The 22566-nt window shown below is 68.4% G+C and carries 26 protein-coding genes; 10 read left to right on the top strand and 16 right to left on the bottom strand.

All coding sequences use genetic code 11. The annotated features are described in order from the left end of the window. Positions 1-147: 147 nt before the first annotated feature. Positions 148-1365: an esterase/lipase family protein gene (locus NA3_RS28910; RefSeq protein WP_062967111.1), complete on the top strand. Its 1218-nt coding sequence runs from the start codon at positions 148-150 to the stop codon at positions 1363-1365. 135 nt (positions 1366-1500) lie between these two features. Further along, positions 1501-1830, top strand: coding sequence for a hypothetical protein (locus NA3_RS28905; protein ID WP_128145184.1), 330 nt, complete (start codon positions 1501-1503; stop codon positions 1828-1830). Here NA3_RS28905 and NA3_RS28900 read toward each other — a convergent pair. After that, positions 1811-3190: an ABC1 kinase family protein gene (locus tag NA3_RS28900; RefSeq protein WP_062966955.1), complete on the bottom strand. Its 1380-nt coding sequence runs from the start codon at positions 3188-3190 to the stop codon at positions 1811-1813. The two genes, NA3_RS28905 and NA3_RS28900, sit on opposite strands and share 20 nt — an antisense overlap. Before the next feature lie 245 nt (positions 3191-3435). Between NA3_RS28900 and NA3_RS28895 the strand changes: the two genes are divergently transcribed. Further along, complete coding sequence (locus NA3_RS28895) at positions 3436-3801, top strand: STAS domain-containing protein (RefSeq protein ID WP_063917808.1); 366 nt, start codon at positions 3436-3438, stop codon at positions 3799-3801. 206 nt (positions 3802-4007) lie between these two features. Here the strand turns inward: NA3_RS28895 and NA3_RS28890 are convergent, their stop codons facing one another. After that, positions 4008-4493 carry a hypothetical protein gene (locus tag NA3_RS28890; protein ID WP_062966951.1) on the bottom strand — a complete coding sequence of 162 codons (486 nt, stop codon included), beginning with the start codon at positions 4491-4493 and terminating at the stop codon, positions 4008-4010. 81 nt (positions 4494-4574) lie between these two features. On the opposite strand from NA3_RS28890, the gene NA3_RS28885 reads away from it, so the two are divergent. After that, the gene (locus NA3_RS28885; protein WP_062966950.1) at positions 4575-5009 is read left to right on the top strand and encodes a hypothetical protein; all 435 of its coding nucleotides are present in this window, start codon (positions 4575-4577) and stop codon (positions 5007-5009) included. A 69-nt stretch (positions 5010-5078) separates the two neighbouring features. After that, complete coding sequence (locus tag NA3_RS28880) at positions 5079-5756, top strand: PAS and ANTAR domain-containing protein (protein WP_062967109.1); 678 nt, start codon at positions 5079-5081, stop codon at positions 5754-5756. A 1-nt stretch (position 5757) separates the two neighbouring features. Here NA3_RS28880 and NA3_RS28875 read toward each other — a convergent pair whose 3' ends face one another. The 4 genes from NA3_RS28875 to NA3_RS28860 form a co-directional block, all read right to left on the bottom strand. Continuing rightward, positions 5758-6714, bottom strand: coding sequence for an acyl-ACP desaturase (locus tag NA3_RS28875; RefSeq protein ID WP_062966948.1), 957 nt, complete (start codon positions 6712-6714; stop codon positions 5758-5760). A gap of 9 nt (positions 6715-6723) precedes the next feature. Beyond that, a complete protein-coding gene (locus NA3_RS28870; RefSeq protein WP_062966946.1) occupies positions 6724-7488 on the bottom strand; it encodes a sigma 54 modulation/S30EA ribosomal C-terminal domain-containing protein in 765 nt (254 codons plus the stop codon). Positions 7489-7635: 147 nt separating this feature from the next. Then, a complete protein-coding gene (locus NA3_RS28865) occupies positions 7636-8247 on the bottom strand; it encodes a malonic semialdehyde reductase (RefSeq protein WP_062966944.1) in 612 nt (203 codons plus the stop codon). A gap of 33 nt (positions 8248-8280) precedes the next feature. Next, a complete protein-coding gene (locus NA3_RS28860) occupies positions 8281-8700 on the bottom strand; it encodes a nuclear transport factor 2 family protein (RefSeq protein ID WP_062967107.1) in 420 nt (139 codons plus the stop codon). 186 nt (positions 8701-8886) lie between these two features. On the opposite strand from NA3_RS28860, the gene NA3_RS28855 reads away from it, so the two are divergent. Together NA3_RS28855 and NA3_RS28850 are read left to right on the top strand one after the other, a co-directional pair. Beyond that, complete coding sequence (locus NA3_RS28855) at positions 8887-9669, top strand: SDR family NAD(P)-dependent oxidoreductase (RefSeq protein WP_062966941.1); 783 nt, start codon at positions 8887-8889, stop codon at positions 9667-9669. Positions 9670-9684: 15 nt separating this feature from the next. Then, positions 9685-10191 carry an acetyl-CoA carboxylase biotin carboxyl carrier protein gene (locus NA3_RS28850; protein WP_084491958.1) on the top strand — a complete coding sequence of 169 codons (507 nt, stop codon included), beginning with the start codon at positions 9685-9687 and terminating at the stop codon, positions 10189-10191. On the opposite strand, the gene NA3_RS28845 is transcribed toward NA3_RS28850, so the two are convergent. Further along, positions 10192-10578 (bottom strand): lipocalin-like domain-containing protein, encoded by a 387-nt coding sequence (locus NA3_RS28845; RefSeq protein WP_084491957.1) that lies wholly within the window; start codon positions 10576-10578, stop codon positions 10192-10194. 29 nt (positions 10579-10607) lie between these two features. Beyond that, the gene (locus NA3_RS28840) at positions 10608-11102 is read right to left on the bottom strand and encodes a luciferase domain-containing protein (RefSeq protein WP_062966937.1); all 495 of its coding nucleotides are present in this window, start codon (positions 11100-11102) and stop codon (positions 10608-10610) included. 93 nt (positions 11103-11195) lie between these two features. Here NA3_RS28840 and NA3_RS28835 point away from each other — a divergent pair, with 93 nt between their 5' ends. Next, on the top strand, positions 11196-11567 hold the full coding sequence (locus tag NA3_RS28835; RefSeq protein ID WP_062967103.1) for a winged helix-turn-helix transcriptional regulator: 372 nt from the start codon (positions 11196-11198) through the stop codon (positions 11565-11567). Here the strand turns inward: NA3_RS28835 and NA3_RS28830 are convergent. The 7 genes from NA3_RS28830 to NA3_RS28800 are packed head-to-tail and all read right to left on the bottom strand — an operon-like array spanning position 11546 to position 18267. Beyond that, positions 11546-12307: an alpha/beta fold hydrolase gene (locus tag NA3_RS28830; protein ID WP_062966935.1), complete on the bottom strand. Its 762-nt coding sequence runs from the start codon at positions 12305-12307 to the stop codon at positions 11546-11548. The genes NA3_RS28835 and NA3_RS28830 overlap by 22 nt on opposite strands. A gap of 25 nt (positions 12308-12332) precedes the next feature. Then, positions 12333-13604 (bottom strand): FAD-dependent oxidoreductase, encoded by a 1272-nt coding sequence (locus NA3_RS28825; RefSeq protein WP_227995283.1) that lies wholly within the window; start codon positions 13602-13604, stop codon positions 12333-12335. Then, a complete protein-coding gene (locus tag NA3_RS28820) occupies positions 13601-14533 on the bottom strand; it encodes an MBL fold metallo-hydrolase (protein ID WP_062966931.1) in 933 nt (310 codons plus the stop codon). Before NA3_RS28820 ends, NA3_RS28825 begins: the two co-directional genes overlap by 4 nt. Continuing rightward, on the bottom strand, positions 14530-15480 hold the full coding sequence (locus tag NA3_RS28815) for an aromatase/cyclase (RefSeq protein ID WP_062966929.1): 951 nt from the start codon (positions 15478-15480) through the stop codon (positions 14530-14532). Before NA3_RS28815 ends, NA3_RS28820 begins: the two co-directional genes overlap by 4 nt. Next, on the bottom strand, positions 15477-15734 hold the full coding sequence (locus NA3_RS28810; RefSeq protein WP_062967102.1) for an acyl carrier protein: 258 nt from the start codon (positions 15732-15734) through the stop codon (positions 15477-15479). Before NA3_RS28810 ends, NA3_RS28815 begins: the two co-directional genes overlap by 4 nt. Positions 15735-15787: 53 nt before the next feature. Next, the gene (locus tag NA3_RS28805) at positions 15788-17002 is read right to left on the bottom strand and encodes a ketosynthase chain-length factor (RefSeq protein WP_062966926.1); all 1215 of its coding nucleotides are present in this window, start codon (positions 17000-17002) and stop codon (positions 15788-15790) included. After that, positions 16999-18267: a beta-ketoacyl-[acyl-carrier-protein] synthase family protein gene (locus NA3_RS28800; RefSeq protein ID WP_062966924.1), complete on the bottom strand. Its 1269-nt coding sequence runs from the start codon at positions 18265-18267 to the stop codon at positions 16999-17001. The genes NA3_RS28805 and NA3_RS28800 overlap by 4 nt, the downstream gene beginning before the upstream one ends. Before the next feature lie 213 nt (positions 18268-18480). On the opposite strand from NA3_RS28800, the gene accD reads away from it, so the two are divergent. Beyond that, positions 18481-20157: an acetyl-CoA carboxylase, carboxyltransferase subunit beta gene (gene accD, locus NA3_RS28795; protein WP_128145186.1), complete on the top strand. Its 1677-nt coding sequence runs from the start codon at positions 18481-18483 to the stop codon at positions 20155-20157. Positions 20158-20171: 14 nt separating this feature from the next. Further along, positions 20172-21530, top strand: a complete 1359-nt coding sequence (locus NA3_RS28790) for an acetyl-CoA carboxylase biotin carboxylase subunit (RefSeq protein WP_062967100.1) — start codon at positions 20172-20174, stop codon at positions 21528-21530. Between the two features lie 10 nt (positions 21531-21540). Here NA3_RS28790 and NA3_RS28785 read toward each other — a convergent pair whose 3' ends face one another. Then, the gene (locus NA3_RS28785) at positions 21541-22404 is read right to left on the bottom strand and encodes an AfsR/SARP family transcriptional regulator (protein ID WP_084491956.1); all 864 of its coding nucleotides are present in this window, start codon (positions 22402-22404) and stop codon (positions 21541-21543) included. Positions 22405-22566: the final 162 nt, after the last annotated feature.

Below are 22566 nucleotides of genomic sequence, written 5' to 3'. Positions count from 1 at the left end.
CCGTCCCGGAATCGTTTCGTGAACCCGTGAAGACATCACCGCAACGGACGCCGCGCCCTCGATCGCCTCCGTAGCGTTTGCTCGCGAATTCCGGAAATGTCGATCGGCGACTTTCCGGGCAGCGAATTCGACGATGTCAGGAACACCATGAAAAAAAGTCTTCGCCGCAGTTGTACGAGTGTGGCCATTGTCGCGGCGGCCGCCGCGCTCACCGTGGGGCTCACCGGCGTCGGAGCCGGCGCCGACCCGGTCGGTGATCAGCAGCAGGAGCAGCAGCTTGCGGAGATGATCACGCACGGGTTGAAGAATCCGTCCGCACACGCGATCGCCGATTCGGGGAGTTCGGGCACCGGTTCGGCGTGTACCTCGGGCAGTGGTGCGGGCTCGGGCAACGGGTCCGGTGACTGCTACGGCGGGTCCGGGTCGAGTTCGGGATCCTCGGGTGGAACATCCAGCGACACAGTCGGTTACGGGCCGGCGCAGAGTTCGTTTTTGGCCGCGTTCGGGTACGGGCTGTTGAACCCGGATGTCGCGCCGCCGGGAACCAACGACTGGAACTGCAAGCCCACGGCGGCGCATCCGGAGCCGGTGGTGCTGGTGCACGGCACGTGGGAGAACGCCTACGACAACTTCTCCTACATCAGCCAGCCCATCCACGACGCCGGCTATTGCGTGTTCACGTTCAACTACGGGAGGTCGAATCTGATCCAGGGTGGTGGTCTGGGGTCGGTGCTGCCGGGTACCAACGGCACCGGATACATCCAGGATTCGGCGAAGCAGTTGGCGCAGTTCGTGGATCGGGTGCTGGCGGCGACCGGATCCCAGAAGGTGAATCTGGTCGGCCATTCGCAGGGTGGTGCGATGTCGCGCTGGTATCTGAAGTTCGACGGTGGTGCGGCGAAGGTGCATCACATGATGACCTTCGGCGCCACCAACCACGGCACCTCGCTGGACGGGATCGGCGCGTTGGGGCGGATGATCAACAATCTCGGTATCGACGTGCTGGGCCTGGTGGAGATCTTCGTCGGTCACGCGGGCATTCAGCAGACGATCGGTTCGGATTTCGTCAACCAGCTCAACGCCGGTGGTGACACCATGCCGGGGGTGGATTACACGGTGGTCGGTAGTCGTTACGACGAGATCACCAACCCCTACGATCTGACGTTCTTGAAGCCCGGCCCGGGGGCGACGGTCGACAACATCACCCTGCAGGACGGGTGTGAGCAGGATGTGTCGGATCACCTGACGATGATGTATTCGCCGCGGGTGTTGTCGATCATTCTGCATGCTCTCGATCCGGTGCAGACTCCGGCGTTGACCTGCAGCTTCAACCCGTGGCTGGTGGGCGGCGGCGGCAAACTCTGACCCCGTGATGCTTGCCCACCGGGTGGATCGACCACCACCCGGTGGGCATCTCGGCTCTCATCGCCCGGTACCGCGACCGGGCGGCCGTGGCGGTAGTCGGTGTCGACGACGAATTCGGAGGTGCCTGTGCGCGATATGCACTGCTACGCAATCGATTCCACGGTCGGACGGTTGTTCGGCCGCCACTTCTACGGCGTCCGGCTGCAGCCGCTCGAGGACGGATACGGCTGGGTCGTCTACGGCCATCCTCCGGCCAGAAGGATCGTCGCCGCCCTCGTGTGCGCGGCGCGGCAGGGCGGTTCGTTCGCGGAATTGCGCGACTGCTGCACCTATATGGATCTGTGTGACGGCATGGAACGCTGGTGGGTGACCGATCTGTCGGCCGACAGTGACGGCTTCCTGTGCTGGTATGCCCGCGACCGCGGTTATCCCGGCGCGGTGCCGATCACGACGATCGTGCCGTGAGCCGCCACCGGGCGATGTCGGCGCCGATGTCGGTGGCCGGCGGTTCGTGGTAGAGCCATTCACGGGCGAGGCGGTGCCAGTTGTTGGTGGTGTGCAGTTGTCCGAGGACGGCGTAGGTGAACAGGTCGGCGCGGCGGGAGAACACGTGCTCGGGTGGGAGGCGCTGGTGGCGCATGCCGCGGAATTCGGCCGCCCGGGGGTCGACGGCGAGAACCACTGCGCTGGTGGCCAATTCGGGTGTGACGGTGATGTCCTCGTCGATCAGGTGCCAGCCGGTGGCGGCCCAGATGTAGCCGAGGCACTCCTCCGGTGTGACTCCGGCGTCGGGATCGACGATGCCCTGTGCGACCCAGGAGTGGTAGATGTCGTCGGCGCGGTATTCCCCTGCGGCCCGGATGATCTCGCGTTCGAGTTCGACGTCGGCGGGACTCATCGCGGTGTAGAGCCCGAAGTCGACGAAGGCGAGTCGCCCGTCGGAGGTGAGCAGGATATTGCCCGGATGCGGATCGCCACAGAACTCGTGGTCGGTGAACAGCGAGGTGATGTAGAAGCGGTAGATCAGCTCACCGAGGCGGGTGCGGTCGGCGTCGGGGAGGGTCTGGAGGTGCTGGAACGGTTCGCCGTCGACCAGTTCGGTGACCAGAACGTTGGGGCCGCAGCAGGATTCGATGCTGTCGGGCACGCTGATGTAGGGATGGCCACGGTAGCGGGTCGCGACGTGGTGCTGGGTGCGGGCCTCGCGGGGGTAGTCCAGTTCGCTGCCGATGTTGCGGGCGATCTCGGCGAGCACCTCTTCGTCGGCGGCGCTGGGCAGGATCGCCTTCCACAGGCGGCTGATCATCATGAGGTTGCGCATATCGGCTTCGACGGCGCGGTCGACGCCCGGATATTTGACCTTGACGGCGACCGCGCGTCCGTCACGTAGTCGGGCGCGGTAGACCTGTCCGATGGAGGCGGCGGCGATCGGCGTGTCGTCGAAGTCGGCGAAGATCCGTGCCATCGGGCCGAGGTCGTTCTCGATCACCGTGCACATGGCGGAGAACGGGAACGCCGGAGCCTGGTCGCGTAGTTGTGCGAGTTTGGTGCGGAACATCTCGCGTTGTTCTTCCGGCAGCAGGTCGAGGTCGAGCACCGACAGCATCTGCCCGAGCTTCATCGCCGCGCCCTTCATCCCGCCGAGCACGGTGACCAGCTGCTGGGCGGCCTGCATCGCCGAGCGTTCGCTCAAGCGCCGGCGCGCTTCCTCGGTGCGGCCCACCATCGACAGGCGGGTGCCCACCCCGCGCAGCGCCTGCCCCGCGGCGAGCCGGCCCATCTTGCTGCCGCGCGAGATACGGCCGTGGGGAACCCGGTTGCTCACTGCTAGACCTCCATCGGTTCGGACCTGCCGCTCACCGCGCCGGACCGAGTGTGGGGGCGAGGCGAGGCCAAGCTACCGGTCCGCCCGCGAGTGTTCGGCCGTCCGGATCCACTCGCGTGAATATCACGAAAATGCACCGCCGACGTCGGAACAGTACACAGCCGCGGACGCGCGCGGAAAAAAAGAAGTTTGGCCCCGCGCTGCGGGGGTTGTATACGAGTGTGATGTACGGCGGTGACGAGGAGATGAGTGTCTTGGTGGATGACAGCGGCTTGAGCGTCGAGGTCGACCGGACCGGCGGCGCGCTCGTCATATCGGCGCACGGCGACGTCGACGCGATGACGGCCGATCAGTTGCAGAGTGTGCTGGACCGGATGAGCGAGGCGTTCGAGGACGCCGATCAGGCCGCGCCGGTGATCGATCTGTCCGGGGTGGGTTTCCTGGGCTCGGCCGGTCTGAGCGTGCTGCACGCGGCCGCGACCACGGTGACGCCCCGCCGGTTGCGAGTGGTCGCCTCCGGAGCGGCCAAACGTGTCATCGAGGTCACCGGCCTGGATCGGATGGTCTCGGTGTACGACGATCTGCCCAGCGCCGGCGTCGCCGCCGGGTGAGCCGGCAGCAGAACGCCGCCGGGTGGCGTTCCCGGCGGCGTCCGTATGAGGTCGACGTCCCACAAGCGCCTCTCGGCGAGTGGTCGCTCGTAGCGACTGATGGGTGCGGCCCGGGGCTGTTCGGACGCCGACAGGGGGTTCAACCGTGACACCCGGCGAGCTATTTCCGGACCGCCCTGTGACGTAACCCACGCCGCGTCGACTCGCTATTCGGTGGGGGCATCGCCGAATTCGCGCTCTGCCTCGATGCGCTGTTCGCGGGCGGCGGCGCGATCCTGTTCCGCTGCCGCGCGGTGGAAGGCCGCATCGCGGCGGGACCGGTCGGCGCGGTCGGCTGCGGACGGCCAGGCTGCGCCGGACGCCGCTGCGCTGCCCGACGCCGAATCGCTGCCGGACCGTGAGCGCTTGCCGGACGCCGCACCCTTGCCGGGTACATGAGCGGCGGCCTGGTCGTAGGCGGCGGCTGCGCGTTCGTGGGCGCGTGCCGCGGCCTCGTGCCGGTCCGCGGCCGCCCGATGCGCGCTTTCGGCACGCTCGAGTGCCTGTCGAGCGCGCTCGGCCGCCATCTCGACGTCCTCGCGTGTGATCGGCCGTCCCGCGCTCAGCTCGGCCTGCCGCGCGGCCAGCTCCTCTGCCCGCTCGGCCGCCCGCGCGGCACGCTCACCTGCGTGCCGGGCAGCAGACTCGGTCATGCATCACACACTATGCCTGAGCGGCGAGGCCTTGTACCCGCAACGTTGCGCGGCTACGGCTCGAGGACGACTCTGGATGCCATGCGCGCCCGTGACGTGGAGATCGGGCATACCTATGTGGTGCTGGTCCCGCATCGATTGCCGGTCGCCCGCTATCCCGATCGCGAGCGACTCGGTACCTCGATGTGGATGGCGAGCCTGCTGATGGGTGCCCGGTTCCGGCTCACGGTCTCCCGCGTCGACTACGACACCGATCCGGTGTCGGTCGAGGGACTGCGACTCATCGAACGTTCGCACACCGAGGTCACGCTCACCGACGATCAGGCCGCGGCTCTGGGCTTGGCCCCGAAACAGGGATATCGCCTGGTGGGATCACTCGTGGACCGCACCGGCCGCGTAGCGTGCCTGCCCTCGATCGAACCGATCCGGGTGCCGGTGCGCTGGCTGCGGCCCACCGACGACCCCCGGCTGGCGCGGACCTCGCACCGCGACGCGGACCTGTGGCCGTTCATGTGAAACGTCGTCTCCGGACTGCGCCCCCCGACGATCTCGACCGGCCATAATCGTGGTGTGCGGCGCAACGGCATGGACAACGAACACGATCGCCCGGCGGGAGAAACGGCACCGGCTGATCCGGGCACGGCGCCGCGGGTCGGATCCTTCCGGTTCTGGTTCGCGACGCGGCGCTGGGAGTGGTCGGAAGAGGTGTACCGGATGCACGGATACACCCCCGGCAGCGTGGTGCCGACCACCGAGTTGCTGCTCTCGCACAAACATCCCGACGACCGCGACGATGTGGCGGCACGCATCGCCCGCGCGGTCGATATGGGGGAGTCGTTCTCCAGCCGGCACCGGTTCATCGACACCGCGGGCCAGGTGCACCACGTGATGGTGGTCGCCGACCGCCTCTACGACAACGCCGGAGCGGTCGTCGGCACCGGCGGCTTCTACATCGACCTGACCGAGACCCTGGCCGAGAGCGAACGCGAAACCCTGTCGGCGGCTCTGCCCGACGTGATCGAGCATCGCGCGGTGATCGAACAGGCCAAGGGTGTGCTGATGCGGATGTATCGCGTCAATGCCGAGCAGGCGTTCAAGATCCTGTCCTGGCGCTCTCAGGAGACCAACACCAAACTCCGCGACCTGGCCGCCCAGCTGATCGCCGAACTGGACACGCTGCCGGAAGCGCAGCCGCAGACGCTCACCGCCTTCGACCATCTGCTGCTCACCGCGCACACCCGCATACCGCGCCGTCCGCGCTGACTCAGGCGCGGGCGCGCTCGCGGGCCAGGGCTCGGTCGCGGTGTTCCTCGAAGCGCGGGATCTGCACCAGTTCCATATTTTCCAGGAAGGCGCCCAGCCGGTCCCTGGCCTGTTCGCCGCGTGGACCGAAGTCGTTGCGGCCGAAGAGGTTCCATTGCCGGATCACCGGTCCGAGAACCTCCTCGTAGTGCTGGCGCAGATCGTAGACGCCATGTTTGGCCATCAGCACTCCGTTGCGGCGGAAGTCGGGCATTCCGGCGCCGGGCATCCTGAAGTTCTCGACGATGAGGTCGATGGCCGTCATCGCCTGATCGGGAACGAGATCCAAGGCGGCCGCGCACAGGGTGCGGTAGAAGATCATGTGCAGGTTCTCGTCGAGCGCGACGCGCTGCAGCATGCGCTCGGCGATCGGATCGTCGCACACCGTGGCGGTGTTGCGGTGGCTGACGCGGGTGGCGAGCTCCTGAAAGCTCACGTAGGCAACCGAATACAGGAAACCCGCCTCGCCGTCGAGGAGCCGGGCGACCCCCGGGGTGAAGCCGTTGGTCATGTGGGTCATGCGGGTGTTCTCGAGCGCGACCGGGTCGACGCCGCGGGTGACGACGAGATAGTCGCGCAGCACGACGGAGTGGCGGTTCTCCTCGGCGGTCCAGCGGCCCACCCACGTACCCCAGGCGCCGTCCTGGGAGAAGTTCTCGGCGATCTCGCGGTGATAGGAGGGCAGGTTGTCCTCGGTGAGCAGATTGGTCACCAGCGCCGCCTTCGCGACGTCGCTGAGCGTGGATTGCCCGGGCTCCCAATCGGTTCCGCCGAGCATCGCGAAGTTGCGTCCGGCGTTCCAGGGGACGTAGTCGTGCGGATGCCACTCCTTGACCATCGACAGATGCCGGTCCAGCGCCGTGGCGGCGACCGGTTCGAGTTCGGTGAGGATTTCCCGTTGCGTCAACTCTCGTGCCACGCTGGTGATCTACCTTTCCGTGTCGAATGCGACCTCGCCACAGGGTGTGACGAGGGTGAGGTCCGCGTCGTAGCGGCGGTACAGCAGATGTCCGCGCCCGGTGAAGGCGTCGATGTGGAACAGGAACGGCAGGCCGTGCGCGCACAGCCGCTCCACCGCCGCGGGTTCGGTGAGGATCGGGGTCGGGCGTGAGTGCACCGTGAAGATCCGGCCGCCGGTATCGGCCGGCGGATGCATCCGGGACCGGCGCGCCAGCCGCAGTCCCGACGGACCGGCCCGGTAGACGACGGCATCCTCACCGGTTTCGGCGTCGACGAACAGGTGCACGTCGAAATCGAGTGCGTCCATCATCGCCGCGGCCGATTTCGGGCGCAGGGTGTCGAGCCGGAACGCCTTGCGGCGCACGATCTTCCCGACGCCGGGGTCGGCCAGTGCCGGTCGTTCGGGATCCGGCCAGTCCCGGACGGTTGTGCCGGTGAGTTGGCGTTCCAGCCGGACCACCACCGACAGCACCTCGTGGGGCCCGCGGGTGCGCACCTGCATCCGGACCGGGCGATCGGGGAGCGCGAGATTCACTTGGACCAGCAGGGTTTCGGTCTCGCCCGGAGTGGCGGTCACCCGTACCCGGGCGTCGCCGGCGACGGTGTGGCGCGCCAGCAGCCGGCCTACCGCCCCGGCCACGCGCTCGGCCTCGAGTGCGGGTACCGGCCCGCGGGTGAAGATGACGATGTCCGGGAACGCTGCCGACGACCATGCCTGAGATTCCCGCAACACGCGATCGCCCTCTTTCGCTCACCCGGCCCGTTTCGACGCACGACAACTGTGCCGACGCCGACGGTGGCGCCCAAGAGTCGAAAGTCCCATCGATGAACCACGAAATGCCCGATCGGACATTCCGATCGGGCTTCGGGCGGGCGGAGGTCAGACGGTCGTGACGACCTCGTCGTACTCCAGCCGCGGCGAGCGCGGGTACCAGGCGTCCGGGCCCGGCTTGCCGATATTGACCACGACCAACGCGCTGTGCGTGCCCTCGGGGAAGAACTCCTTGTCGACACCGGCGGCGTCGAACCCGTTCATCGGACCGGCGGCCAGGCCCGCGGCGCGGATGCCGAGGATGAAGTAGCCGACCTGGATCAGCGCGTTGAACCGTGCCGATTCGGCCCGGTAGTCGTCGTCGGCGAAGTAGTCCTTGGCGTCGGGAGCGTGCGGGAAGACCTTCGGCAGATGGTCGTGGAAATTGAGGTCGGCGGCCAGAATCGCGGTCAGCGGCGCCTTCTCGGTCTTGGGCTTGTTGTTGTCGAGCATGTGCTCGACCAGGGCCGCGCGAGCCTCGGCGCCGCGAACCAGCACGATGCGCAGCGGCTGCTGATTCATCGAGGTCGGCGCGTATTTGACGAGGTCGTAGATCTCGCGGATCTGCTCGTCGCTCACCGGTTCGTCGGTGAAGGTGTTGGCGGTGCGGGCCTCGCGGAACAGCAGATCCTGGGCTTCGGCGGCGAGAACGAGATGAGTGGTCGATCGAGCGGTGCTCACAGGTGTAACTCCTTGTCGAGGTAGTGGTTTCGGTCAGTCGTGGGTGACTCGGCGGGACAGGGTGCGCAGTTCACCGTCGACGCGGACGAGCACGTCGTGCACCACACAGCTCGGCGCGATCTCCGGCGCCGCGCCGGGGCGGATCTTGACCACCAGGCAGTACATCGTGGCGACGATGCTGCCGTCGTCGCGCGGGGAGAGGTTGATCATGTTGAACCAGTGCCGGCGTTGCATCGGATCGCTGTCGAAGCGCTTGTGGAACTCCACCAGATCCGACACGATCCCGGCGCGGGTGCGCGCGGGTGGGCGGCCGGGTGTGTGCTCGAATTCCGCGTCCTCGGTGAAGGTTTCGGCGTAACCGGTGATGTCGCGGTTGTCCAGGCGCTGCATCTGATCGGCGTAGAACTGCTGGACCTCGGCGTACAACTCGGCACGGCTGGCGACAGTGGTCATGGACGGCTCCTCGGAAGACGGTGTGGCCGCCGGGATTCCGGGCGGACCTCGATCGCGCTCCACGGTCGCCGACGGCACTCGAGATTCGGTCGAGCCCGCATCGGTTTGACCGGTCTTATAGGGCCTTTCGCGACGCTGGTGGCCGGACGGGCCGGCGTAACCGGATCCAGCACCGATGGAGGAGATATGGCGGACAGTCAGCGCGTGGCGCTGGTCAGCGGAGCGACCAGCGGAATGGGCTTGCAGATCACGAAAAACCTGGCGGCACAGGGTGTTGCGGTGTTCATCTGTGCCCGGGACGAGCAGCGGGTGGCCGCGACGGCCAAGCAGTTGCAGGACGACGGATTCTCGGTGGACGGAGTGGGCTGCGACGTCCGCGACGCCGCTCAGATCCGCGAGTATGTCGACGCCGCGGTACGGCGGTTCGGGCCGGTCGACATTCTGGTCAACAACGCCGGCCGCAGCGGCGGCGGCGTGACCGCGCAGATCGAGGACGAGCTGTGGCTCGATGTGATCGAGACGAACCTGAACAGCGTCTTCTACGCCACCAAGGCCGCGCTCACCGCCGGCGGCATGCTGGAGCGCGGCAGCGGCCGGATCGTCAACATCGCCTCGACCGGCGGTAAGCAGGGTGTGCTCCACGGCGCGCCCTATTCGGCCTCCAAGCACGGGGTCGTCGGCTTCACCAAGGCGCTGGGACTGGAGCTGGCCAAGACCGGGATCACGGTCAACGCGGTCTGCCCCGGATTCGTGGAAACGCCGATGGCCGAACGGGTTCGGGAGGTGTACTCGGGCCTGTGGGGTGTCGACACCGACGAGGTGCACGCGCGGGTGAGTGCCCGGGTGCCGATCGGCCGCTATGTCCAGGTCGACGAGGTGGCCGCGATGGTCGACTACCTGATCTCGCCGGCCGCCGCCGCCGTGACCGCACAGGCATTGAATGTCTGTGGCGGCCTGGGCAACTACTGACGGGAGAGCGCCGTCATGACAGCAATGGACGAAAACGTCACCCCCGCAGCGGAACTCGACGCCGCCCAGCACGACTATCTGCAGATACTCGACGCCATCCAGTCGGGTGCGCTGCGGCTGCTGGCCGGCTTCCCCGCACAGCCCAGCGGGCTGCGGATCCAGGTCGGTGAGGTGACCGTCGAGGCCCAGTGGCCGCAGGGCCCGGGGGAGGCGGCCGTGAGTGCCGGCGCCGCACCGGCAGCGGCACCCGCAACCGACGTCGCCACCGAGGTGCCGGTTACCGATCCGGTGATCCGCGCACCCAGCGTGGGAGTGTTCTATCGGAGCCCGCAGCCCGGTGCCGAGCCGTTCGTGGCGGTCGGCGACCGGGTGTCGCCGGGGCGTCAGGTCGGCATCGTGGAGGCGATGAAGCTGATGATCCCGGTGACGGCCGAGGCGGGCGGGGTCGTCACCGCGATCCTCAAACAGGACGGTGAATCCGTGCAATTCGACGAACCTCTGTTCTCGTACTCGCCGGAGTGATTACGGGCGGGCGGACCTGCGCCAGGTGAGAATGCGGCGCTGGGTCCGCCCGTCCACCTGCGCGGCGCCGATCAGCGTCAGCACGTCACCGTCGAGTGACATCTGGCGTACCTGCTCGGTGCCGGCCCAGGCGGGGTTCGAGCAGACGCTGATCGCGTGCACCACCGCCTTGCCCGCCGTGCGCCAGGTTCCGGCGTAGCCCATGAACGCGGGCGCCGCGGCGATGTCCCCGGTGCGCATCATGCTCACCGAGACCGAACCCTGTGCGGTGTAGATCAGCAGACCACGCGGCGCCGGGCCGAGCGGCCCTTCGCTGCGCACATCCGCATCGTCGATGTCGTAGTAGGACACCAGTTCCCAGGTGCCGACAAGATCAGTCGCAGTCATGGGCCTCACGATGCGTGCCGTCGCTCGAATCATGCTCGAGCGTTCCCGCGGGCGTAGTCGTAGGAGGCGCGCACCAGCTGCCAGACCTGTTCCAGTTCGTCGGCGTCGCGCGGGCCGTAGACCATCAGCAGCGTCGCCGGCAGGACGCCGGCGCGGGCCATCGGATGCTGTTCGGCCCAGCCGGACGAAACGGCTTCGGCGGCAGCGGATTCCGGCAGGCGCAGATGCAGGCTGCCGTCGGCGTGCCCGTGCAGGTGCGCGAACTCGGTGCCGGCCAGGAAGGCGTCCTCGGGGCCGTGCGCGTGATCGGGACGCAGATGCAGGGCACGGGTGTCGGGCAGCGAGACCGCGCTGCGGGCGGCCAGTACACCGTCGAGTGCGACCATGCGCGCCCACAGCGCTTCCTGCAGCCGGACGTCCGGATTCTGGGTGAGCTGCTGATGAGGATTGTGGGGCCGGGTGAGCGGGCGTTCGCCGCGCCGCCTCGGCAGGCGAAGGTTTCCGTGTGGTGCCGTCGCAGTCATCACTGTGCTCCTCTCGCGCCGGTGAAGGCTTCTGGTCACACAGTAGTTTCCAAAGTATAGTAGTTACCAAATGGAAAGTGCCCAGGAGTGATCATGACGCCTGTCACGCCACCGCCCGTCGCCGATCCCTGTCCGATCTCGCCGGTGGTCGACCTGTTCTTCGGCCGCTGGTCCACCCAGGTGCTGTGGGTGCTCATCCACGACGGCCGGATGCGTTTCAACGAAGTGCAGCAACGCATTCCGGGCGTCACGCCCAAGGTGCTGACCCAGCGGCTGCGCCAGCTCGAACGCGACGGTCTGGTGCAGCGCACCTACCATCCCGAGGTCCCCCCGCGCGTGGAGTACGCGGCCACCGCGCTGGCCGGCACCCTCACTCCGCTGTTCGACGGTCTCGCGCGGTGGTCGAACGAGCACCTGGCGCAGGTGCTGGCGGCGCGCGCCGCCTACGACGCGGGCGAACGCTGAGCCGCCGATTCCAGGAGCAGCTCGGCGAATTCCCGCGGCATGGTGATCATGCAGTCGTGGCCGGTCGGCAGGATCTTGAGCCGTTCGGCGGGCAGGTCCGCCGGGGGCAGGGTCCGCGGCATCGCCGCGCGCATCGCCTTGAAGGCCTCGCCGCCCTCGCTGCAGTGGATGTGGGTGACGGGAACGAGCGCCAGATCGTCCGGATTGCGCAGCGTCAGCGGCTGGTGAAAGGTCTCGAGCGACTGGGCCGTCAGCATCGACGCCACCCAGCTCAGATCGGGTTCCTCGGTGACGCCGTTGATTCCGCTGTCACCCATCGGCTCGGTCGGCGGGGGCACGCGCCAGCCGTCTCCGACGGCGGCGGCAGCGGTGGTGAACGCCTCGACCATGTCCGGCATGATGTCGGCGACGGCTTCGCCGTCTCGTGGCACGAAGGTGTCCACGTAGATCAGCTCGGCGATGCGGTCCGGGAACCGGTCCGCGAGCGCGGTGACCACGATCCCGGCATAGCTGTGGCCTACCAGGATCACCTCCCGCAGATCCTCGGCGAGGATCAACTCGGCGAGATCGTCGACGTGGGTGTCGAGGCCCACGTCGGGAGTGAGCTCGCCGGCGCGTTCGCCCATGCCGGCGAGTGAGGGCGCGAAGACACGGTGGCCGGCCGCGGTGAGCAGCGGGGTCACCCGCTGCCAGGCCCAGCCGCCGTGAAAGGCGCCGTGAACGAGAAGATAGGTCGACACGACAGGTCCTCCTGGGTGTGGGGAATCAGGTACTGGAAACGAGCTGGTCGCCATGTGCGGGCGGGACGTGCTCGGGCAGGATCCCGAGGCCGATCACCCGTGCCACCACATGCGAGAGGCCGGGGAAGCGGCGCAGCAGCCGGGCCAGCAACGGCTTGTCGGTGCTGGGTCCTCCCGCGTTCGGATACAGGTCGGCGAGCAGTCGCAATTGCGCGAATTGCACGACGCGCATAGGGAATTCGCGGCGGCGCTGCACCGCGCGCAACTGTGCGAGACTCGGCACACCGCCCGCGGCCAGCGTCGGCGCCAGCAGCCGCGCGGCGGCGACCGCGTCCTGGACCGCGAGATTGATGCCGACACCGCCCGCCGGCGACATCGCGTGCGCGGCGTCACCGATGGCGAGCAGGCCGGGCCGGCACCAGTGCCGCAACCGGTCCACCCGCACATCGAGCGGTTTCACATCGTCCCAGTCGCGGATCGCGGCCTCGAGCCCTGGTGCAAGCACCGGATAGATGGCCGCGAGCTGCGCCCGGAACGCCGACAGCCCGCCGGCCCGGATCGCCTCGAATCCACCTTTGGGGATCATGTAGGCGACCTGCAGGTAGTCGCCGCGATCGATGCAGACGATGAAGAAGCCCTTGCCGCTGCGAACCGTCGGCAGGCTCTCGCCGGCGGGTTTGCCCACCCGGAACCACAACACGTCCATCGGGGCCCGGCTCGCCGCCACCGCCAGCGCACCGCTGGTGCGCACCAAGGAATTACGTCCGTCGGCGGCGATGACGAGACGGGCCCGCACCTCGAGCGGACCGTCCGGGGTGGCAGCGCGCACGCCGGTGACGGTGCCACCGGACTCGAGCAGTGCGGTGACCTCCGCCCGCTGCAGCAGCCGGAATCGCGGATATCGGCGGCCGGTTTCGGCGAGGAAGTTCAACACGTCCCACTGCGGCATGAACGCCACGAACGGAAACCGGCCGGGCAGCCGGCGGAAGTCGGCGAACACGACCGGCCCCATCGCGGTCGCCATCGGCAGCTGCGGGGCCCGCACGTGTGGCAGCCGGAGAAATTCCTCGGCGAGCCCGAGCTCGTCCATCACCGTCAGCGTCGACGGATGGACGGTGTCACCGCGGAAGTCGCGCAGGAAGTCCGGATGCTTCTCCAGCACAACGACTGTCGATCCGGAGCGGGCCAGCAGCACACCGGCGACCAGTCCCGCCGGCCCGCCGCCGACCACGCACACATCGACGGTCTCGGCCGCGCCGGGTTCTTGCTCGGCTGGGTCCATTTCTCGCTCGCTCATGCCAGGCACGCCGGTAGCCGGCCGTCGTTGTAGCCGACCATCTCGTCGAAGATGGCGAGCACATCCAGCGGCGCTCCCGGTGCCGCGCCGTCCGCTTCGGCATAGGCGCGGTGGAGATTGCCGACCACCCGCTCGGCATCCACCAGATCCTCGAACTCGCCGGGATCGGCCTCGAGCGCGATGCCCAGCGGAGTCAGCCCCAGCGCGCGGCCGTCGAGCGCCAACCTGCCGATCCACTCCAGGTACCGGATCGTCTGATCGAAGATCTCCGGTCCGGTGACCGGGCCGTGGCCCGCCACAACGGTTTCCGCGCCCAGCCCGGCCAGCGTCCGGACCGCCGCGAGGGTGCCCGCGACCGAACCGAACAAGCAGAACGGCGCCGCACCCGACATCACCAGATCCCCGGCGAACAGCACCTTCTCCGCGGGCATCCACGCCACCACGTCGTTGGTGGTGTGCGCCGCCGGTCCCGGATGGATCAGCTCGACCCGCCGGCCGCCGACGTGCAGGGTCAGCCGGTCGGAGAAGGTGACGGTGGGTGGCGTGACGCGCACGTCGCCCCACCGGACCTGCGGCCACAGCTGCGTCAGGGCGAGCCCGGTGTCGATCATCTCGGCGCGGATCCGATCGTGTCCGATGAGGACCGCGGCCGGCCCGAACAGATGGTTGCCGAAATTGTGGTCGCCGTGGTGATGGGTGTTGACGACGGTGCGCGCCGGTCCGCCGGCGACCCGATCGACGTGCTCGATCAGGCCGCGGGTGCGGTCCTCGGTGGCGAGCGTGTCGATCACCAGCGCACCGTCGGGCCCGGCGACGACGCCGGCGTTGCTGACACACCAGCCGCCGTGGCCGTGGGTGTAGGCGAAGACACCGTCGGCCACCTCCTGCACCACCGGTTCGGCGAGCCGCGGAGTTCCGGTCTCCGTCATGACGGGGCTTTCGCGGATTCGGCGCGGCGGGCCGCGACGTATTGCGCCGCGCACAGCAGAGTGTTGCGGCTGTTGGTGCCGAGGGCCTCGCCGAGGTAGGCGCGCGCCTCGGCGAGACCGGTGCCGGGGCCGAGGATGTCGCGCGCGGCGGCGGGGTTGATCGCCACCGTGTGCCGCGCGGTGACCACCACGCCGGCGGGATCGTCGGCGAATTCCCATGCGCCACTGTGCCCGAACAGCATCGCGGGCGGCAGCTGCTGTTTGTAGTCGATGCGCTCGGCCGGGACACAGATCCGGATCGATCGTGTGGTGTGCGGGATACCGCCCTCGGTGACGGTGTCCATCTCCATCAGCTGCACCCCGTCGGCATCCTCGGTCAGATCCACCCGGCCGACGTGGGGAACGTGGTCGGGCCAGCGGTCGCTGCGGTAGACGAAGTCGTAGAGTTCGGCCGCCGTCGCGTCCAGGGTCACCCGATCCTCGAAGGTGACGATGATGTCGTCGACCGGATGCCCCAACTCGGCGATGCGGGCCAGCGCCCCCAGCTCGGCCACGCTGTTGCGGTCGACCGCCCCGGTGATCACCTCCGGATCCACACCGTCGGCGACGGTGAAGTGGTGATCGAGGGTGACAGTCGTTGTGCGCGGCCCGGTTTCGTCGAACGTCCACTGCCCGCCCATGGACGCGATCGGCGCCCGGCTGCGTTCCTGCTCGAACGTGATGCGCCGGCCGGCGGCATCCAGGGTCCGGCGCGAGGTCCAGTCGGTGACCTGACCGTTCACCGTCGCCCACAGCCGGAACCGCTCCTCGTCGTCGCCGCGGTGCAGATGTCGCACCAGCACACTGGGTTCGAAGATCACCGGCCAGCGGCCGACGTCGGCGACCAGCCCGTAGACCTCGTCCGCGGGCGCCTCGACGACGCGGGTGTGAGTCGTGCGGATGGTCATGCCACACCCGCCAGCTGCTCGTTGACGATGTCGATCAGCTCCTGCGGGGTCCTGACGTCGATGAGCTGTTCCTCGGGGACCGTCACCCCGAACTCGCGCTGGATGCGCGAGGCGGTTTCGATCAGGGCCAGCGAGTCGTAGCCGAGTTCCTCGAACTCGACCTCGGCGATGTCACCGGCGAGTTCGGGGGCGTCCTCGTCGCCGCCGGCGCAGGCCACGAGAATTCGGCGCAGGGTGTCGATGGTGATGGTCATGATCTGCTCCTGAGTGCATTCGAACGGATACTGCGATTGCTGTGCTGTGCCGGTCAGCGCGGGTTCGCGCGCACGACCACCGCGGAGTTGAAACCCCACCGGCCGCGCGCGAGCACCAATCCGGCGCCGAGGTCGGCCGAGCGGGGTTCGCCGCGGACCAGGTCGATCCGGCATCCTTCGGCGAGTTCGGTGGTGGCCACGGTCGGCGGGATCACCGCGTCGCGCATGGCCAGCAGGCAGGTGACGATGTCGAGTGGGCCCGCGCCGGAGAACAGCCGCCCGGTGAGCGGTTTCGTGGCGGTCACCGGGACCCCGCCGGGTCCGAAGACGGCCTCGAGGGCCGCGGCCTCGGCGCGGTCGGCGTCGGGGACACCGGCGGCATCGGCGAAGACGACATCGATGTCGTCGCTGCGCAGTCCGGCATCGGCGAGCGCCAGCTCGATGGCCCGCCGCAGTCCCGGCGGGCGCGGCGAACCCGGCGGCGGATCGAAAGTCTGCGCGTATCCGGCGATTTCGCCGTAACAGTCGGGCACACCGCGGGCTTGGGCCGCCGCGGCGTCCTCGAGCACCAGCATGGCACCGCCTTCGCCCGGCACGTTGCCCGCCGCCTGCGCGTCGAACGGCAGATAGGCGCGCGCGGGATCGGTTGCGGTACTGATCGTTCCGGCCGCGATGTGGGACACCCAGCCCCACGGGTCGAGCGCCGAATCGACGCCGCCGGTGACGACCAGCGGTGTGCCGCGGCGCACGGTGCGCCGGGCGTGGCCGACCGCGTCCAGGCCACCGGCCTGCTCGGCGACCAGCGCGCTGCTCGGTCCCCGCATGCCGTGCCGGATCGAGATCTGACCGGTGTTCACCGCGTAGAACCAGGCGAACGACTCGTACACGCTCACGTGCTCGGAGCCGCGTGACCACAGCTTGTTGAATTCGCGGTGGGTGAATTCGAAGCCGCCGGAGGCGTTTCCGGTGACCACACCCATGCCGTAGTCGGTCAGTGCGGTGGTGTCGACCTTGGCGTCGTCGAGTGCCCACTGCGCGGCCACCAGTGCCATCCGGGTGGAGACGTCGGTCTGCGGCAGCAGCCGGCTCGGCAGGTATTTGCCTGCGTCGAACTCGGCCACCTGCCCGGCCAGCGTGGCGCCGAATCCGGTGGTGTCGAAGCGGGTCAGCGGCGCGATCGCCCCGCGTCCCGCCAGCACCGCGTCCCAGAAGTGGTCCATGCCGAGCCCGTTGGGCGCCACCACACCCATTCCCGTCACGACGCTCATGCCGGCACCCCCTGCGGCCGGCGCAGCACCATGGCGCTCTGGAAGCCGCCGAAGCCGCTGCCGACGCTCAGGACCGTGTCGATGCGGTGATCGCGCGCGGTGAGCGGCACGTAGTCGAGATCGCACTCCGGATCCGGCTCGTGCAGATTGGCCGTCGGCGGCACCACCTGGTGCTGCAGCGCGAGCAGGCAGGCCGCGATCTCCACCGAGCCGATCGCGCCCAGCGAATGACCCACCATCGATTTGATCGAGCTCATGGGCGTGCGGTAGGCGTGCTCGCCGAGACTGCGCTTCACCGCGGCGGTTTCGTGGCGATCGTTCTGGCGGGTGCCCGAGCCGTGCGCGTTGACGTAGTCGACGGCGGTGGGATCGACCCGCGATTCGTCGAGGGCCACCCGGATCGCCTCGGCCATCTCGCGCCCGTCGGCCTTGAGGCCGGTCATGTGGTAGGCGTTGCAGCGCGTCGCGTACCCGGTGATCTCGGCGTAGATACGCGCGCCGCGGCGGCGGGCGCTGTCGTACTCCTCGAGCACGAACATCGCCGCCCCTTCGGCGAGGACGAAACCGTTGCGGGAGTTGTCGAACGGGCGCGAAGCGTGCTCGGCGTCGTCGTTGCGCGGCGTGGTCGCCTTGATCGCGTCGAAGCAGGCCACCACGATCGGCGTGATCGGGGTATCGGCGGCGCCGGCCAGCACCACGTCGGCGGAGCCCTCACGGATCAACTGCACCGCGTGCCCGACCGAGTCGAGCCCGGAGGTGCACCCGTTGGACACCATGGCCACCGGGCCCTCGGCGCCCACACTCCACGCCACCTCGGCCGGCATCACACTCGGCACCATGTAGTCGAACATGTAAGGGGAGACGTGCTTCTCGTCGACCACCCAGTCGCGCCCGGAGTCCGAGAGCACCAGATATTCCTGTTCCAGGCTCGTCGCCGCGGCCACGGCACTGCCGAGGCTGACGCCGACCCGCTGCGGATCGAGCGCGTCGACGCCGAGACCGCTGTCGGCGACCGCTTCCCGGGCACACACCACAGCGAACTGCGCGGCACGGTCCATGCGGCGAATCTCCCTGGGCGACAGCCCTTCCCGGGCCGCGTCGAAATCGGCCTCGCCGGCCACCTGCGACCGGTAGGGCGAGGCGTCGAAGAAGCTGATCCGGCGGGTGGCAGTGCGTCCCTCCGACAGCAACTTCCAGAATTCGTCCTTGCCGCTACCGCCGGGCGCACGCACCCCGAGCCCGGTCACGACGACGCGACGGTTCATAACGAACCTCCGAATGCATTGGCGTACACAGCTGTTGTCCCTTCTCGCCGAAGAGTCCCGAAAGTCCCCGAGATCACGATCAGGGTGAAGCGGGCCGCTCTAGCCCCGCTCGAGCAGCGCGATCGAGTTGTTCTCGAGGGCACCGCGCGAACCTGGGCATACCGGACGCTGCGGTCCGGCTGACCGTGGCCGATCGAGCACAGGAGACACCCCGTGAAGACGCCGCCAAGCTCCCACACCGCAGACTGGGTACTGTGCCCGGGCTGCCGAATTCCGCTGTATCGCAAGCGTTTCGAGCGAGACCTGGGCGTCTGCGGCGAATGCGGCCGGCACACCACCCTGTCCGCCGAGCAACGCTTGCGTCAGCTGGCCGACGAGGGCCGGTTCGAGCCGCTGCCGATCACCGGCACCGAGGACGACCCGCTGAACTTCCACGACGTCGTGCCGTATGCCGACCGACTGGCCGACGCGCGGGCGCGCACCGGACTGCACGACGCGGTCGTGTGCGCGACCGCTCGCATCGAGGGCTCCGCGGTCGTGATCGTCGCGATGGACTTCCGCTTCCTCGGCGGCAGCCTGGGCACCGCGGTCGGGGAGATGATCACGGTGGCGGCGGAATACGCGCTGGCCGAACGGATTCCGCTGCTGCTGGTCACCGCGTCCGGTGGTGCCCGCATGCAGGAGGGGCCGCTGTCGCTGATGCAGATGGCCAAGACCAGTGCGGCGCTCGAGCAGCTCGATCGCGCGGGCATCCTCACCGTCAGCCTGATCACCGATCCGACCTACGGCGGTGTCGCCGCGTCGTTCGCGACGCTGACCGATGTGCTGATCGCCGAACCCGGGGCGCGGCTCGGCTTCGCCGGGCGCCGCGTCATCGAGCAGACCATCCGCCAGGAACTGCCGCCGCGGTTCCAGACCGCGGAATTCCTCCTCGAACACGGCCTCATCGACATGATCGTGCCCCGGTCCGGTCTGCGCGCGACGCTGGGTTCGCTGCTGCGCATCGCGGGCCCGGTCGATCCCACCGGCGAACCGGGTGCGGCGGCCGGCATCGTCACCGATCCGCAGTCGCTGCCCGAGACCGAGGCATGGGAGCAGGTCCGCCGGGCGCGGCAGATCACCCGGCCGACGGCCCTGGACTATATGGCGCTCGCGTTCGACGGATTCCTCGAACTGCGTGGTGACCGCATCGGTGGCGACTGTCCGGCCGTCGTCGGCGGACCGGCCTGGCTGGGCGGCCGGCCGGTGATGGTGATCGGCCAGCAGAAGGGCCACGATCCCAAGGAGCTGATGGCCCGCAACTTCGGCATGCCGACGCCGCCGGGATATCGGAAGGCCGCCCGGCTCATGCGCCTGGCCGAAAAGCTCGGCCTGCCGGTCGTCACGCTGATCGACACACCGGGCGCCTATCCGGGCGCGACCGCCGAGGAACAGGGCCAGGCCGTCGCCATCGCCGAGAACATCCGCCTGATGTCGGCCTTGCGCGTGCCGGTGATCAGTGTCGTGATCGGCGAGGGCGGCAGTGGCGGCGCGCTGGCGCTCGCGGTCGCCAACCGCGTGCTGATGCTGGCCGACTCGGTCTACTCGGTGATCAGCCCCGAAGGATGTGCGGCCATCGTGTGGAACGACCCGGGCGCCTCCGCCGAAGCCGCTGCGGCACTGCGCATCACCGCTCGCGACCTGCTGCGGCTGGGCATCGTCGACGGTGTCCTGCCCGAGCTCGGCCACGACGGTGCCCTGGCGCCGCACGCGGTGGCCGAGCGGCTGCACCGCGCCCTGGCCGAAACGCTGCGGGCCTTGATCGGGCGCAGCGGTGAGGAGCTGGCAGCCGAGCGGCGGGCCAGATTCCGTCGCTTCGGCGTCCCCGTGGCCGCCCGCACGGCGGCGTGAGAGAGGCGGCGCGCATGTTCGACAAGATTCTGATCGCCAACCGCGGTGAGATCGCGCTGCGGGTGGCCCGCACCTGCCGGGAAATGGGCGTGCGCACGGTGGCGGTCTATTCGGCGGCCGATCACGATTCGGCGGTCGTGGATTTCGCCGACGAGGCGGTGCGGATCGGTCCGGCCGCGGCGAAACGCAGTTATCTCGACGCGGCCGCCATCCTGACGGCTGCCGAGATCACCGGCGCCGACGCCATCCATCCCGGCTACGGATTCCTTTCGGAATCACCGGATTTCGCCGATGCCTGCCGCGCGGCCGGGGTCACCCTCATCGGGCCGCCCGCGGATGTCATGGCCGAGCTGGGCGACAAACAGTCGGCACGCACGCTGATGGCCAAGGCCGGGCTGCCGCTGCTTCCGGGCAGTCTCGACGCTCTGGAATTCGACGAGGCGCAGGCTCTCGCCGACCGGATCGGATACCCGGTGATCATCAAGGCCGTCGCCGGCGGCGGTGGGCGCGGGATGGCGGTGGTGCACGACAGCGCCGATTTCGCCCGCGCCTACCGCGATACCCGGGCCACGGCCCGCATGCTCTTCGGCGACAGCCGGGTCTATGTCGAAAGGTATCTCGACCGCGCCCGGCATGTGGAGGTGCAGGTGCTGTGTGACACCTTCGGCGCGGGTGTCCATCTCGGAGAACGGGATTGCTCGGTGCAGCGCAGGCACCAGAAGCTGGTGGAGGAGTCACCGGCGCCGCGGCTGCCGGACGGGCTGGCCGCGCGGATCGGCCGATCCGCGGTCGACGGGGTGCTCGCCGCCGGATACACCGGAGCCGGCACCGTCGAATTCCTGCTCGACTCGGAGGGCAACTACTACTTCATGGAAGTGAATTGCCGAATCCAGGTCGAACATCCGGTCACCGAAATGGTCACCGGTATCGATCTGGTCGCCGAGCAGATCAGGATCGCCGCCGGCGAACCGCTGGCATGGACGCAAGACCGCATTCAGCCGAAGGGCGCCGCGATCGAATGCCGGATCAATGCCGAGAATCCGGCGGCCGGATTCGCGCCGACACCCGCCAGAATTTCCGAATTCACCGCCCCCGGCGGTCCGTTCACCCGCGTCGACACGCATATCCGGGCGGGCTATTCGGTGCCGCCGAACTACGATTCTCTCCTCGCGAAGGTGATCGTGTGGGCGCCCGATCGCGAGGACGCGATAGCGCGAATGAACCGGGCGCTGACGGAATTCCGGGTGGACGGCGAACGATTGTGCACCACTCGCGAATTTCTGCTGGACGTTCTCGCGCAGCCGAAATTCCGAGCCGGTACCCATACCACCGCCCTGGTGGAAGAAATGTTCGAGGATACCGGCCCGGAATGAGAGTGGCCGATCAGGCGGGCGTCGCGGAGCGTTCCGGGCCCGCCTGCCAGCCGATCAGATATCCGGCATGCCGGCGTTCGAGCATCAGGGTCACCGATTCGTCGGAGGCGTTGAGAATGTCGCTGTGTAATCGGCGCAATTTCACGCAGGGATCCAGGCCGAGTTCCCGCTGCAGTGAACGGGCGAAGTCATGGTAGGACTCGAGGGCGCGATGGCGCCGGCCGGACCGGCACAGCGCGTACATGTAGTACGCCTGCAGTCGTTCGTGCAGGGGCTGCTCCGCGGTCAGTCGTGCCAGGTCGGGGCAGACCTCGCGGAAGCGGCCCAGCCGCAGCTGGGCCTCGATCCGCAGCTCGAGGTCGGTCAGACGCACCTGTTCCAGATGCGACAGCTCCGCCGACAACGGCAGGCCGCACTCCACGTCGAGCAGCGCCGGCCCGGTCCACAGTGCTTCGGCCGCGGTGAACAGATCCACCGCGCGCATATCGTCACCGGCATTCAACGCACACCGCGCGGCGTCGGTCATCGTGCGATAGTCGCGCAAATCCAGGACACAGTCCTGTGCGTCGAACATATATCCCTTGCTCCAGGTGCGGAGATATCGGTCCGCGATCTCGCCCTGGTCGACATCCAGATATTGTGCCATCTTCTTTCGGATACCCAGAACATAGGTCTGCACGACCGTTATCGCGCTGCGTGGCGGGTCGTCGTTCCACAGCTCCTCGATCAGTGTCGTGACCGGAACCACCGTCGAATGCCGAATCAACAACAGCGCCAGCAATTGCCGTTGCTTCTGAGCGGTCGGCGTCGCATTGCGATTGTCGAGGGCGAGAGTCAAAGGGCCCAGAACGCGGGCGTACACAGGATTCGACACGTAGCGTCCCCTTGTAGCATGAATTGCTGTGCGGTGAGCGTGAAATCGTACGTCGCTGTAGTCCGTTTCAGAGTACCGAGGGCATTGTGGCGAGACCGTAAACCCACTGTGATCATACCGTTAACGCCTTACGGCCGTCTTGTTCTCGCATATGGAACCGGT

The organism is Nocardia africana NBRC 100379 (genome assembly GCF_001612635.1).
Classification (GTDB): domain Bacteria; phylum Actinomycetota; class Actinomycetes; order Mycobacteriales; family Mycobacteriaceae; genus Nocardia; species Nocardia africana.
Note: the sequence above shows the minus strand (reverse complement) of the source record. Positions and strands in the feature narration are given on the sequence as shown.

Coding starts and splice junctions, on each gene's coding strand:
- NA3_RS28895 (WP_063917808.1), top strand. CDS start 3,436: ATGAGTGTCTTGGTGGATGACAGCGGCTTGAGCGTCGAGGTCGACCGG.
- NA3_RS28845 (WP_084491957.1), bottom strand. CDS start 10,578: ATGACTGCGACTGATCTTGTCGGCACCTGGGAACTGGTGTCCTACTAC.
- NA3_RS28790 (WP_062967100.1), top strand. CDS start 20,172: ATGTTCGACAAGATTCTGATCGCCAACCGCGGTGAGATCGCGCTGCGG.
- NA3_RS28840 (WP_062966937.1), bottom strand. CDS start 11,102: ATGACTGCGACGGCACCACACGGAAACCTTCGCCTGCCGAGGCGGCGC.
- NA3_RS28910 (WP_062967111.1), top strand. CDS start 148: ATGAAAAAAAGTCTTCGCCGCAGTTGTACGAGTGTGGCCATTGTCGCG.
- NA3_RS28885 (WP_062966950.1), top strand. CDS start 4,575: ATGCGCGCCCGTGACGTGGAGATCGGGCATACCTATGTGGTGCTGGTC.
- NA3_RS28880 (WP_062967109.1), top strand. CDS start 5,079: ATGGACAACGAACACGATCGCCCGGCGGGAGAAACGGCACCGGCTGAT.
- NA3_RS28825 (WP_227995283.1), bottom strand. CDS start 13,604: ATGAGCGAGCGAGAAATGGACCCAGCCGAGCAAGAACCCGGCGCGGCC.
- NA3_RS28820 (WP_062966931.1), bottom strand. CDS start 14,533: ATGACGGAGACCGGAACTCCGCGGCTCGCCGAACCGGTGGTGCAGGAG.
- NA3_RS28805 (WP_062966926.1), bottom strand. CDS start 17,002: ATGAGCGTCGTGACGGGAATGGGTGTGGTGGCGCCCAACGGGCTCGGC.
- NA3_RS28810 (WP_062967102.1), bottom strand. CDS start 15,734: ATGACCATCACCATCGACACCCTGCGCCGAATTCTCGTGGCCTGCGCC.
- NA3_RS28850 (WP_084491958.1), top strand. CDS start 9,685: ATGACAGCAATGGACGAAAACGTCACCCCCGCAGCGGAACTCGACGCC.
- NA3_RS28835 (WP_062967103.1), top strand. CDS start 11,196: ATGACGCCTGTCACGCCACCGCCCGTCGCCGATCCCTGTCCGATCTCG.
- NA3_RS28855 (WP_062966941.1), top strand. CDS start 8,887: ATGGCGGACAGTCAGCGCGTGGCGCTGGTCAGCGGAGCGACCAGCGGA.
- NA3_RS28905 (WP_128145184.1), top strand. CDS start 1,501: ATGCACTGCTACGCAATCGATTCCACGGTCGGACGGTTGTTCGGCCGC.
- NA3_RS28815 (WP_062966929.1), bottom strand. CDS start 15,480: ATGACCATCCGCACGACTCACACCCGCGTCGTCGAGGCGCCCGCGGAC.
- NA3_RS28800 (WP_062966924.1), bottom strand. CDS start 18,267: ATGAACCGTCGCGTCGTCGTGACCGGGCTCGGGGTGCGTGCGCCCGGC.
- NA3_RS28890 (WP_062966951.1), bottom strand. CDS start 4,493: ATGACCGAGTCTGCTGCCCGGCACGCAGGTGAGCGTGCCGCGCGGGCG.
- NA3_RS28860 (WP_062967107.1), bottom strand. CDS start 8,700: ATGACCACTGTCGCCAGCCGTGCCGAGTTGTACGCCGAGGTCCAGCAG.